Here is a 12,425-nt window from a genome sequence, read left to right on the forward strand (position 1 = left end):
GTTTCACGCATCAGTTTCACGTTATCAACAGCTTCAAACTAGCACCATTGGTTATTGCACGATTTCTTGATATGAGCATTAGTTGAAATTTACCGAAACGAAAAGGACGCAGTGAACAATCAAAAATCCGACGAAAATAAAGCAAAACTGCTACAGGGACCAGTGGGAAAAACACTCATATCTCTAGCGACACCGATGGCATTCGGAATTATGGCGATTATTCTGTTTACCGTCGTTGATACCTTCTACATTGGGCGATTGGGTGCCGAACCGTTGGCAGCGATGGGGTTCACCTTTCCCATCAGCTATATTGTCATGAGCATCGCAATGGGACTAAGCGTTGGCACCTCTTCAACCATCGCCAGAGCAATTGGAGAGGGGCATCAGCTGAGGGTGCAACGACTCGCGACCGATGGATTGGGGCTAGCCTTCCTCATTGTCACCTGCTTTTCTCTTATCGGACTAACAAACCTGAATACCATCTTCTCCCTGATGGGAGCAAGGGGTGAGATACTCAAACTCATTTCCGACTACATGATCCCTTGGTGTCTGGGAGTGGGGTTGCTCGTGATTCCGATGGTCGGCAACGGTGCGATTCGTGCCACAGGTGACGCCAAAACGCCCGCGACTATTATGATTATCGCCGGACTGGTGAACATCATCTTGGATCCATTTCTGATTTTCGGCATCGGTCCGTTTCCCCGATTGGAGTTACGAGGCGCGGCGCTGGCAACGGTAGTTTCTTGGGGGGTGACATTCACCGCTTCGTTATGGATTTTGGGGAAACGTGAAGGGATGATTCGGCTGCCGGTATTCGATCCGAAACGCACCTTCGATTCGTGGAAACAGATCCTTTACATCGGTGTTCCGGCGGCGGGGACAAATGTAATGGAGCCGTTGTCAATGGCGGTTATTACCCGGATGATCTCCGAATACGGCGAGGAGGCTGTCGCCGCGCTTGGTGTGGGAGGGCGGTTAGAGGCACTGTCACTAATTGGGCTGTGGGGGCTGTCAATGGCGATGACCCCCTTTGTTGGACAGAATTTCGGTGCGGGCAATTATGACCGGATTCGAGCGGCGTTACGGTTTGGCTCGAAATTCTCACTGATATGGGGAAGCATTGCGTTCGCTGTCCTTTGCCTCTGTGCCGGGATCATCGCGCCAATTTTTAATGATGACAAGACAGTAGTTGCCTCCATTGTTCTCTTTTTACAGATTATCCCAATCAGTTACGGGATGTATGGGATTTCTACGCTGATTAATTCGATGTTCAACGCTTTGGGAAAGCCGTTACAAGCATCGTTGGTCATCATACTACATCTCTTCGTTTTCGTCCTACCGTTGGCGTATCTGGGATCAAAGGTATACGGGTTGAAGGGAATCTTCATCGGTATCACTATTGGGAATGCGGTCGTTGGGATTATCGCCTATCTGATGGTACAGAGATTCCTTGTACGCATTGAGGTAGAGCGTGAGTCAGGGGTTACGGATGCTATTGAATCAATTTCCCCTTAATGCAATCCTACATCTGTGGGGGCAACCCCAATGGTTCACCTATTCAATGAACTGGTGAACCAATGAACTATGGTGAATTATAAAAATATATTGACACCTCTTCTGTAGGGGGCGTACCTTCCGAATCGCGACTAAATGCTCTGATAGTCGGGAATCGGAGTTCCCTCCTACAACTCAAATATGTCAAGTTAATCGTAAAACCCACCATAGATGTAAGCTGTAGGGAACGGAGCTCTCCGTTCCATTTTTTCTTACGCATCACGTCCCGGTATCGTTGGCTCCGATTCATCGGAGACTTACGAGACTGTGGATCCCGATCCAATCGGGGCATTACGCATTATTCTTAGGAGGTCAATCAAACATGCTAGAGAAAAACACCGCGTTTGCCGTGATCGGCGATCGCTATCACAACTCAGACTACATTCGGACAGCGCTAGGCAAAACATTAGTGCGGGACCTTGGACTTACCATCGACTTCACCGACGACGTGAAGCTGCTCAATGCAGAAACTCTGGACGGCTACAAAATGCTGATCACTTTTCGAGACGGCATGATCTGGCCCGATGGCTACGGTGCGGGGGGATCGCTACCACCAAACGTGAGCGAACCACCGGTGCCAGAGGTCGAGGCAACCGCTGTCGATTGGATCACCGAACCACAGGCACAGGCGGTCAAAGATTTTGTTGAAGGCGGCGGCGTTGCCCTGTTTTATCATAATTCCACCTACATCGCCAGAGGCAATGCGACCTTTCGTGCGGTGTTAGGGGCAGCAACCGAAGGGCATCCACCGGTTCGACCGTTCAAGGTTACACTTACTGATCCAGACCACCCCATCACCCAGGGTGCGACCGATTTCATTGTGACCGATGAGCAGCACTACATGACCTACGACGGAGATCCGGCACACGTTTTCATGCGGAGCATCAACGAAGATGGGTTGGGGTTCAACGAGCTTGGCGCAGCTTGCGAGGCGGGGTGGGCATACGACTACGGAAAGGGACGGATCTGCTATCTTGCGCCGGGCCATACTGTTGCTGCGCTATGGAATCCGGCATACGTGAAGATTCAGCAAAACGCCGTTCGATGGCTATTGAGGGAGATCTGAGCGATCTTTGTTGAGGGAGGTGATGTAGGTTGGGTTGAACAGGAACCGTGAAATCCAACACCCATAACTATGTTCTGACGTGCCAGTTCAATACAGCGATTGGGCTTACTGCTCCAAAGTATACTAGACAGAACTTACGCAAATTTGGCACACAGGGGTAGATTTTTGATTTTTAACCCCCTAAATCCCCCTTATCAGGGGGACTTATAAACTTGCTGCGTAAGTCCCGCTAGAGAACAAAACGTTCGTATCATAGACGACTACCGGCTGCATTCACGGTCCTCATGGATTAAGTTATCAATAAAATCTTCACGTTCTGCTTCGGTCATGGCATCCCAATCCAATCCGCGAGACTCACATAACTGTCGAATCTGTGATTTGGCATAATCCATGTGTTCCTCTCGATCGACTGCCGCACGCTCTGCAAGTGTATACAGTGGCATTCGACACTCTTCTGGAGGCATCTCATGGATAGCACTGATGATCTGATCAGTTGTTAATTTAACAGTCTGATTCATCTGGGTATTCCTTTGTTGTATAATCAAATTGTGTTTGCACTGATGTCGAGGTGACAAGGACAGAAAAAAATATTTTCCTCTGCGTTCTCTGCGTCTCTGCGGTCAATTATAGTAGATTTTAGAATTACTGATACACTTTCAATGCACAACCAACCCCCTAAATCCCCCTTGTCAGGGGGACTTCACCCTTATTTCTCGTGTTTACTATAAACTATCTTATGCCTAAAATCAAAGGGATTGTCATCTCACGTTTTGATGTGATAAATCTCACGCAAATTCCGGTACTTCTGCGCGTAGTCCAAGCCGTATCCAACGACAAAGGCGTCTGGAATCTCAAAACCGACATAATCGATCGGCGTTGGCACGATTCTTCGGCTTGGCTTGTTTAAGAGACTACACACTTTCACGCTTGCAGGCTCCAACGCCTGGATCTCCTTCATGAGAAAACTCACGGTCTGTCCTGTGTCAACGATATCCTCCACAACAACCACGTCCGCGTTGTGAAGGTTTCCGTTTAATCCCTGGACTGTCCGAATATGCCCTGCCGATTCCGTTCTATCGTCATAACTCGAAAGTTGGATAAACTCGCAGCGCACAGGAATCGAGAGCGTGCGGAACAGATCCGCAAAGAATAAAGCTGCACCCTTGAGAACACAGACAAGCACCAGCTCGCGATCGAAGTAATCGTCGGAGATCTGTTGACCCAATTCACGGACACGCCTTTGAATTTCTGCTTCGGAGATTAGCGTCGATTCAATTTCCATTTTCATCAATTTTGGTAGAAGGTGAGTAACTCAAATATAGCCGCCGCCTCGTCTCGGCTCGGATTTTGAACGGTTCGCTCGTTCGGTAGCCAACGACCCAAATAATCTCATCCCCACTCATCAACACGGGTATCCGCCCTCGTTTCTGTCGAGGGATCTTGGTATCGATTAACAGATCTTTCAACTTTTTCGTGCCCCGCATCCCAAACGGATGAAACCGGTCGCCGTCTCGCCGCTGTCGAAGCATCAGCGGAAGTTGAAGCCGATCAAGATCAAACACGGCTTGGAATTTACCATCAGGGAACTTATCTGCCACTGCGCAGTTGATTGGGTGTTCCACAACGGTGGCAATCATCTCCGCATCTAACCGCGGAAGTGGGGTATGCCCCGGCACTGCAACCTCATACTCAAATGGAGGATGGCTGTCTGCTGCTTTCTGGATAAGAACGCGGTTATACGCCCGTCGAAACGCCCCGCCATTGGGCAGATCCAAAGCACTATTCGGTGCTTCCCCATCAATCAAATTCAACATTGACTCAAAATGATTGAAGTAAAGATCTCTAATCTCTCCAAACACCTCTGCGACAGCCAATCGCAAGATTCGCCGACGTAAAGCGAGATGATGTTGCCGAAATAAACGGCGATCCAGAACAACAGTGTCAGGTGTGTAGGATTCTATCCGGCACGCTTGAAACGCATCATGAGCGATCATCTCCAGATAATCCGATTCCACCTGTAACAGTTCGGCTGTCTGGTTCAAGACGCTCTGGATATTGGGGTTATAAGCGCGCTCTAAGGCGGGGATAAGTTCTAAGCGAACCCGATTGCGGAGGTAGTTGAGTTGATAATTTGTAGCGTCACAGCGGGGTTGTAATCCAAGCTGCGCCACAAAATCCTCAATCTCCTTCCTCGAAAAGGCAAGCAAAGGACGAATGAACTTCCCTTCCCGCACCGGGAGTATCCCCTTTAAGCCAGATGCGCCCGCCCCGCGCAACAGATTCATCAAGACCGTTTCTGCCTGATCGCCGCGATGATGTCCCAACGCAATCTTCGTCGCCCCAATTCGCTTAGAGATACATTCATAGAACTGATATCGCGCTTGTCGTGCTGCCACTTCAGCGGAGAGTTTCTGATCCCACATCAGTTGTGGCACATCAATTCTTATGCTTGAAATCGGGATACCCAACTGATCTGCCTGTTCTGCGACATACACCGCATCCCCCGCCGAATCCTCGCGAAAACCGTGGTCGAGGTGAGCGACATGGAGTTGGCAATCGAGTTGATGACGTAGTGTGTGCAAAGCGTAAAGCAAGGCAAGTGAATCAACACCGCCAGAAACACCGACAAGCACTGTTTCCCTTGGTTGGATCATCTGGTGTTGAGTGATAAAGCGGTGGGTGCGTTGCACAAAGCCAGCGGCCATGACAGAATCTCGAATCAAAAGAAAGTGCCGAGCAGCTCAGAGAAACCGAGTTTTTTCTTGAAAACTCGGTTTCTTTGCACTGTTTCTTAACATGAGCAAAAATAAAAAAGCCGCGCTAGGCGGCTAGATAATTCAGGGGCTCTCATAATTCAGCCAAGATCCTGTAGGAGCGATCTCCGAATCGCGACTCCCACAGAGAATATTTATGAGCACCCCTCAGATAAGTGCTTATGAGTGCCGGTGTGGAGAGTTGAACTCCAGACAGCACGATTATGAGTCGTGTGCTCTACCACTGAGCTACACCGGCATAAGAAAAAAGGGAAATGCACCTGAACAAGCACATTTCCCGTGGGCTTTCCTGTCTCCAATAAAACCAAATATGGTTGCAGGGGAGGGATTTGAACCCCCGTCCTCCGGGTTATGAGCCCGACGAGCTACCAGACTGCTCTACCCTGCGCCAAGTTTTATAGATTTCTTAGTATCGCATACCGCCATTTTTCGCTTTTTGCCGTTGTTTCCGAGCTATGGGAAAAATTTTGGGGCTTTATTCCCCAACCTTTATTATTTCCCGGGATCCATCATCGCGCTTAACAGCAACAAGGGTGTAACGCTTACCATTGATGCTTGCATTTTCGATACGTATATCGCCGCCCGCTGTGAAGAGCAGAAATTGCGCTGTCCCGTCCTCAAAAACCGAAAGCGTCGCATCGGTCCCAGGGTAAGTACAGCTTTCGCCTGGTTGAATAATATTACCAACTTTACAGTCGGTATCACGCGTTGGCAAAGTAATATCAGACGGTGGCGGCGTAACACCACCAATTGACGATGGAACTATGTCAACTGTCTCGGTGCGTCGTTCTATGATGTTTATGCCCTTATTGGTCCAAGAAATTGTGAGGTCGAGCGGACCATGTGAAAAATCCGATATTGTACGCTCGTTGCCAGAACCTCTGACGGTCCCATCACTAGCTGTTACATGACCTGGGTCATCGTCAAAGGTCACTGTGACAGTACTATTTTGTGTGATACCAGTAATAGTTTCTTCAGTTGCTTCATCTTCACCACAACCAATCATGCAAACAGCCAACAAGCCTATAACTATAGCAGCAGTTTTAGACCATCGGTACATTTTCCTCCCTCCCTATTGAAATTTAGGACAGCGACTGCTTTTTTGTTGTCTTTATAGGAACAACGATCATTATTTGCTACAGTCCCCAATCGGTGCCCTACCGGAAGTCTGATAGTGTTTATCCAATTGTGTAACTCAAAATGGTGGGCGAGGAGGGATTTGAACCCTCACACCCATTTACGGGCGATGGATTTTAAGTCCATTGTGTCTGCCATTCCACCACTCGCCCGCGGCAACCCTATTGTAATAGATCCCCTCCGCTTTGTCAAGGTTTTTTTCCTAATTTACAGGGCAATCGCATATAAATAGTGTGTAGAACTTTGGTACATGACAATGGAAATCTAATCGTAGCCACAGGTTCCTAACCCGCGATCGCCCCAGTTTAAGATACTTCGATTTCATTGAGGGTAGGTTGCAGCGCAGCGAAAATCTCAATCCATTGGAGCTCTGCGCCGCAGCAGTGGCTAACCTAGGTGCTAATTGTCTCTATAACAGATACAATATCGGTTCGGTTAGGAAACCGCACCTACCGGGGGGGCGAAAGTGTCTATTTATTTTTAGAATTCACTATAATTCCAAGGTAGGGACAATTTACCCATTTTCGTGTGTAAAATGTGTAATTTTCATTGTCACGTGGAAAACACAACCTTTTTTAATCTCGTTCATGTTAAAAAATCGTGCTACAGAAACCGTAGGGAACAACGATCGTTTTTCCTTACTGCTTACAAGACCGTAGATCCCGATCGGATCGGGGTATCACGTTTCATGCTTTTTGCAGTTGACTTTCGTATACTAGCGTGGCATACTTTTCACTAGAGACCCATCCAATTTTCTAATGAGGAGGAGTAACGACAACTTATGGAACTTACTTACGCACAAAAACAGGAAATCTTCAAGAACGGGTTTGTCAAGGTTCCTGGTGTTGTGCCACAAGTGATGGTGGAGTCAGCCCTCCGGGGAATCAATAATTCGGTCGGTGAAGGGATGAACACCGACGAAATGGTGACCTTCCGATCGAGATCGTACTGTCCAGAACTTCAGGGATCACCCATCATCACGGATCTGCTAAACCGAACACCCGCGTGGGAGTTGGCGGAATCTGCAATCGGGGTCGGAAAAATTATTCGTCCAAAGGGAGGACAAATCGCACTCCGGTTTCCAAGTATACAAGACCCGCCGCCGAAACCGGGCGGCCACCTTGATGGAATGTACTCGCCGCACAACGGTGTCCCCAAAGGCGTAATCCGCAACTTCACAATGCTGGTGGGTGTGTACCTCAGCCATGTGCCGCAGCCATACTCTGGCAATTTCACCGTATGGCCCGGGACACATCACGTCTACGAGAAATATTTTCAGGAACACGGGCCCGAATCACTCCTTGACGGGATGCCGCCGGTCGAATTGCCGGAGCCACATCAAATCACCGGGGAGCCCGGCGATGTCATTATAGCGCACTACCAGATTGCGCATACTGCGGCAGCCAATGTCTCACCACACGCGCGATACGCAATCTTCTTCCGCTTGCGTCATGTCGATCACCCCGATTACCGACCTGAAGCGATGACCGATATCTGGTTGGAGTGGGAGGGGATGCAGGACATTGTGGCAGCGTAATTGGCATGTTAATTCTCACCCTCTCCTATTAGCACAGAAAAGCCAAGAACGCGACAATTCCTCGTAACATTCTTGGGTTATCATTACAAAGATAATATATGCTGCTGCCCAAAGTTCCATCGGTGTGATAAATCTATCCGTTGTCCTAGAAAAATATGGTTCAAGAGTTTAATGAACCAATGAACTAATGAACCATTGAACCAAAGAAAGGAGAACCCGTGTCAGAACAACTCGCAATCCACGGTGGCCAACCGATAATTCCAGAAGGAACGATTAAACCTTGGCCCCACATTACCGATGCGGATCGGCAGGCGGTGATGGAAGTGCTGTCCAGCGACAGTATCAACGAACAGCGTAAGATTCAGTCCGAAGCATTGTCCCAAGAATGGGCAGCGACCAACAGCGGTACCGCCGCACTCCACATGTGCATCGCCGCTTTGGGAATCGAACCGGGCGACGAGGTGATCGTTCCAGCCTTTACATTCTGGGCAACGGCAGCTGCTGTCCTTCACCACAACGCTATCCCAATCTTTGCTGACATCGATCCCAAGACATTCTGCATCGACCCTGCACAGATTGAAGCCAAACTCTCGGAACGGACGAAAGCGGTGATCGCCGTTCACATCCACGGGATGCCGGCGGATATGGACGGAGTCCTCGCGATTGCTAAGCAACACGGACTCAAAGTCATTGAGGATGCTGCCCAAGCACACGGTTCAAGGTATAAAGGCATGCCGTGCGGTGCGATTGGGGATGTCGCAGGGTTCAGCACGCAGATGTCAAAAACACTGACGACAGGCAGCGAGGGCGGTCTATTCGTCACCGACGATGAGAATTACCACAAACAAGCAGCGCTGCTACAATACTTCGGCGAATTGGTTGTGCCGGGCAGAGAACGGCAGGAGCAGGAGTACAATGCTTTTGGGCTAGGCTGGATGTATCGCGGTGATGTGTTCGGCCAAGCGTTCATTCGTAGCCAACTAAAAAGGCTAGATACGAATAACGCCTTACGCATCCGAAACTGCAACTTCCTCACGGAACACCTCTCTAAAATCAAAGGCATCGAAACACCGTATGTCCCGCCACAGTGCGAATCTGTCTTCTATAACTATGTGGTTGGCGTCAAACCGGACGAGTTAGAGCTTTCCGTCTCCCCCAGAGTCTTTCGTGAAAAGGTTCAAGAAGCGTTAGCCGCCGAAGGGCTGCACGTCGGACAGTGGCAAAGGAGGCCTGTACCGGCGCAGGAAATCTTTCAAGCCCGGATCGGCTACGGAAGAGGCTGCCCATGGACCTGTGGTCATGCCCAGCCGGTGGAATATCGAACAGAGGATTATCCCAACGCCACCGCGTTCATCGATTCCCATTTCTACCTTTTCGACGTGAATCCGCCAAATGACCTTGACCTCATGAAGTTGTACGTCGAAGCCTTTGAGAAGGTGATGGATAATCCCGATCAGTTGGTCGGATAGGCGTGTGGAAAAAAAAACAAAGAATGGATGAACCGGGAGAATCTTTCGCGTCAGAACGACGCAACTTATGAATGACCTGAAAGGAAAATTGATGGACAAAACAGTGAATTCGCCGACAAACGTTATCTTCTGCATCGGCGATGGAATGGGATTCGAGAAAATCAAGGCAGCTAGTATGTACGCCCGCGGCAAAACTGGGACACTCTCTTTTGAAGCGTTCCCCTATCAAGGCGAGGTGACGACACACTCAGCTGACTCCCCGACGACCGACTCAGCAGCAGCAGCAACCGCGATGGCGACCGGTTCCAAGGTCAACAACGGCGTCATCAGCACCGCTCTGCCGGGCGACGGCAGAGAGTTGTATACACTCTTGGAGTGCTTCAAGGATCAGGGCAAGAGCACAGGGTTGGTTTCCACAACCTTCATCACCCACGCCACACCAGCCGCCTTCGGTTCACACGAACCAAAACGAGGCAATCTGGCAGAGATCGCCGAGGATTACCTGAATCAGACCCGTCCGAATGTTTTGCTTGGCGGCGGTGGCAATGGGATGGCTGAAGAGGCAGCAGAAGCAGCTGGCTACACGGTTGTAACGAATCGAGACGAGCTCCTATCTCTGGAGACAGAAAACGTCGAGCGAGTTTCCGGTCAGTTTGGCGACACAAATCTACCCTATGAATTTGATGGACTTGGAGATTTACCGCACCTGTCCGAAATGACTGCAACCGCACTGAGGATATTAACGAAGAATCCAACAGGTTTCTTTCTGATGATTGAAGGTGGTCGTATTGATCACGCCGGACACTCTAACGACATTGAGCGCAACGTTTACGAGACGCTTGAGTTCTCTAGAACAGTGCAGATTGCATTTGACTGGGCGAAGGGACGCGAGGATACCCTCATTATTGTTACTGCCGACCATGAAACCGGTGGCTTGGAAGTTCTTGAAAACAACGGCATGGGTATTTTTCCAACCGTCTCTTGGTCTACCGGCGGTCATACGACAACAAACATCCCTGTATACGGTTGGGGAGCCAATGCAGCGTGCATCTCTGACGTGATGGATAACACCGATTTCTTTAACCTTGTGATGCACAACCAATCCGCGGAATAATAGCGCACCATCAGAATTGAAACGTGAGCAGCGAAGGTTCCCTCACCTCACGCTTCACGAAGGGAGATATTCTATGTACGATTCTGTTCGACATTTCGAGCAGCTTTGCGTTTCACGCATCATCACGGGAGGAGTGGCTTGCTTGGCGCGAAGTCCTCCTGCCCCGCCTGTGTCACGCGCTTGGATTAGACAAGATAGAGTTGGACTTGCAAGGCTATCAACCGAGGGCAGAGATGTCTCAATCCGAAGACATGGGGACGCATATTCGCGAGCAGTGGCATCTGTGGGTCGAGCCAACCGTGCCGTTACCGTTCTACCTGCTGCGTCCCAAAACACAGAGTGGCCCCTTACCATTGGTGCTCACACCGCACGGTCACAATCACCCACACATCTATGTCGGGATTGCCCACAGCGAAGAAGAAGAAAAGTCGATGTTGGAAGGGGAGCGGGACATCGCCCGTCAAGCGGTGGAGGAGGGGTATCTGGCGATTGCGCCAACCGTCCGCGCTTTTGGTGAAACGCGCACCGAGGGGGACAGGGAAAGTAACAAAACATCTTCGTGTCGAATCGCGTTGATGCACGGTCTATTGGTGGGGCGCACCCCCGTCGGGGAGCGTGTTTGGGACATTTCTCGCTTGATTGATTGGGCGTTGACACATCTGGACGTGGCAGCACAGCAGATTGCGATTACAGGAAATTCTGGCGGCGGTACTGTATCCCTGTTTGCTGCTGCTTGTGAACCTCGCATTTCGGTTGCTGTCCCTAGCAGCTATTTCTGTACCTTTCAGGGGAGCATTGGGTCAATCCATCACTGCGACTGCAACTATGTACCCGGCATAATGCGGCTAGGTGAGATGTACGATGTCGCCGGGTTAATCGCCCCGCGACCGTTTTCTGCAATTGCTGGGAGGGAAGATCCCATCTTTCCGATCGAGCACGTCAAATCCGCCTTTGAACATCTGCAGCAGGTCTATGCAGTCGCCGGCGTACCAGAAAACTGCCAACTCCATATCGGCGAAGGGGGACACCGCTACTACAAAGCAGGAGCTTGGCACTTTATCCGTCGGCATTTTCACGAAATAGCAACTAGAACTTCTTGAACACGGGACTGAGAGCGATTGTCACCCGCAGCGTAAACCGATGTTATCGGCTACAACACTCTCAAGAGTATGTTATTCTGCTGCCTCTGCAAGAGACCAGCGCTTAGCCATTCTCTTAAGTTCAGGCAAATGCTCAGGCCAATCATGTAAGGTCGCTGGATCAAAATCAGCCCCATTCGGCCATACCAACGTATGAACCTCTGGATCAATCTGAACTTGGTTGAACAAAGAACTGTCGCGGAGGGGACCGAATCATTCACCTTCTAATGTGGCTTGGAAGTCTATAACCTGTTCCGTATCGTCATCAAAACAGACTCGAAGTGTGTAAGGTGCTTGTATTTCAAAAAAACCACGCGATATATTGGATGACTCATGCCGTCCTCCTTTATTGAAGCGGAGCGATTTTGAATGGCATTTGACCTGATTGGAAATGTACTTGTAGTCACAGAGCTTGCCCTCGATTCATCGGGGGTTCCTAACCTGTGATCCTCGCTGCGTAATTTCTATAACAAATACAATTCACCTAATTGAATACAGAAAACTACCACTACACTCCTAACTACCCATATCCCCATTTTCGTGTGTAAAATGTGTAACTTTTTTCCATGCTTCTTTATCAACCCGGATCTGCTCAGGTAGCGGTGCCGGAAGGCGGGTTAAAAATTTCCAACTGC

At 49.6% G+C, this 12,425-nt stretch carries 10 protein-coding genes, 3 tRNA genes and 1 pseudogene; 6 read left to right on the forward strand and 8 right to left on the reverse strand.

The genetic code is table 11. The features are described from left to right. Positions 1–111: 111 nt before the first annotated feature. Complete coding sequence (locus J4G02_21760; GenBank protein ID MCE2397145.1) at positions 112–1,515, forward strand: MATE family efflux transporter; 1,404 nt, start codon at positions 112–114, stop codon at positions 1,513–1,515. 361 nt (positions 1,516–1,876) lie between these two features. Further along, complete coding sequence (locus J4G02_21765; protein MCE2397146.1) at positions 1,877–2,620, forward strand: ThuA domain-containing protein; 744 nt, start codon at positions 1,877–1,879, stop codon at positions 2,618–2,620. Between the two features lie 260 nt (positions 2,621–2,880). On the opposite strand, the gene J4G02_21770 is transcribed toward J4G02_21765, so the two are convergent. The 7 genes from J4G02_21770 to J4G02_21800 all read right to left on the reverse strand — a co-directional run bounded on the left by J4G02_21770 (position 2,881) and on the right by J4G02_21800 (position 6,683). After that, positions 2,881–3,138 carry a hypothetical protein gene (locus tag J4G02_21770; protein ID MCE2397147.1) on the reverse strand — a complete coding sequence of 86 codons (258 nt, stop codon included), beginning with the start codon at positions 3,136–3,138 and terminating at the stop codon, positions 2,881–2,883. A gap of 245 nt (positions 3,139–3,383) precedes the next feature. Further along, positions 3,384–3,908 (reverse strand): hypoxanthine phosphoribosyltransferase, encoded by a 525-nt coding sequence (hpt, locus tag J4G02_21775; GenBank protein MCE2397148.1) that lies wholly within the window; start codon positions 3,906–3,908, stop codon positions 3,384–3,386. Then, entirely contained in the window at positions 3,892–5,325 is a 1,434-nt protein-coding gene (tilS, locus tag J4G02_21780; GenBank protein MCE2397149.1) for a tRNA lysidine(34) synthetase TilS, read from the reverse strand. The genes hpt and tilS overlap by 17 nt, the downstream gene beginning before the upstream one ends. A gap of 235 nt (positions 5,326–5,560) precedes the next feature. Beyond that, positions 5,561–5,632: transfer RNA gene (locus tag J4G02_21785), tRNA-Met, on the reverse strand. Between the two features lie 73 nt (positions 5,633–5,705). After that, positions 5,706–5,782: transfer RNA gene (locus J4G02_21790), tRNA-Met, on the reverse strand. Positions 5,783–5,869: 87 nt separating this feature from the next. After that, the gene (locus tag J4G02_21795; protein MCE2397150.1) at positions 5,870–6,454 is read right to left on the reverse strand and encodes a hypothetical protein; all 585 of its coding nucleotides are present in this window, start codon (positions 6,452–6,454) and stop codon (positions 5,870–5,872) included. Positions 6,455–6,595: 141 nt separating this feature from the next. Then, a tRNA-Leu gene (locus J4G02_21800) sits at positions 6,596–6,683 on the reverse strand. 629 nt (positions 6,684–7,312) lie between these two features. On the opposite strand from J4G02_21800, the gene J4G02_21805 reads away from it, so the two are divergent. From J4G02_21805 to J4G02_21820, 4 genes are all read left to right on the forward strand, one after another. Continuing rightward, complete coding sequence (locus J4G02_21805) at positions 7,313–8,068, forward strand: hypothetical protein (protein MCE2397151.1); 756 nt, start codon at positions 7,313–7,315, stop codon at positions 8,066–8,068. A 218-nt stretch (positions 8,069–8,286) separates the two neighbouring features. Beyond that, positions 8,287–9,537 (forward strand): DegT/DnrJ/EryC1/StrS family aminotransferase, encoded by a 1,251-nt coding sequence (locus tag J4G02_21810; protein MCE2397152.1) that lies wholly within the window; start codon positions 8,287–8,289, stop codon positions 9,535–9,537. 67 nt (positions 9,538–9,604) lie between these two features. Continuing rightward, positions 9,605–10,651 carry an alkaline phosphatase gene (locus tag J4G02_21815; GenBank protein ID MCE2397153.1) on the forward strand — a complete coding sequence of 349 codons (1,047 nt, stop codon included), beginning with the start codon at positions 9,605–9,607 and terminating at the stop codon, positions 10,649–10,651. A 23-nt stretch (positions 10,652–10,674) separates the two neighbouring features. Next, entirely contained in the window at positions 10,675–11,751 is a 1,077-nt protein-coding gene (locus tag J4G02_21820; GenBank protein MCE2397154.1) for an acetylxylan esterase, read from the forward strand. Between the two features lie 72 nt (positions 11,752–11,823). Here the strand turns inward: J4G02_21820 and J4G02_21825 are convergent. Then, positions 11,824–12,125, reverse strand: a pseudogene (locus tag J4G02_21825) (DUF2442 domain-containing protein). Between the last annotated feature and the right edge of the window lie 300 nt (positions 12,126–12,425).

Source organism: Candidatus Poribacteria bacterium (genome assembly GCA_021295755.1).
GTDB lineage: Bacteria > Poribacteria > WGA-4E > WGA-4E > PCPOR2b > PCPOR2b.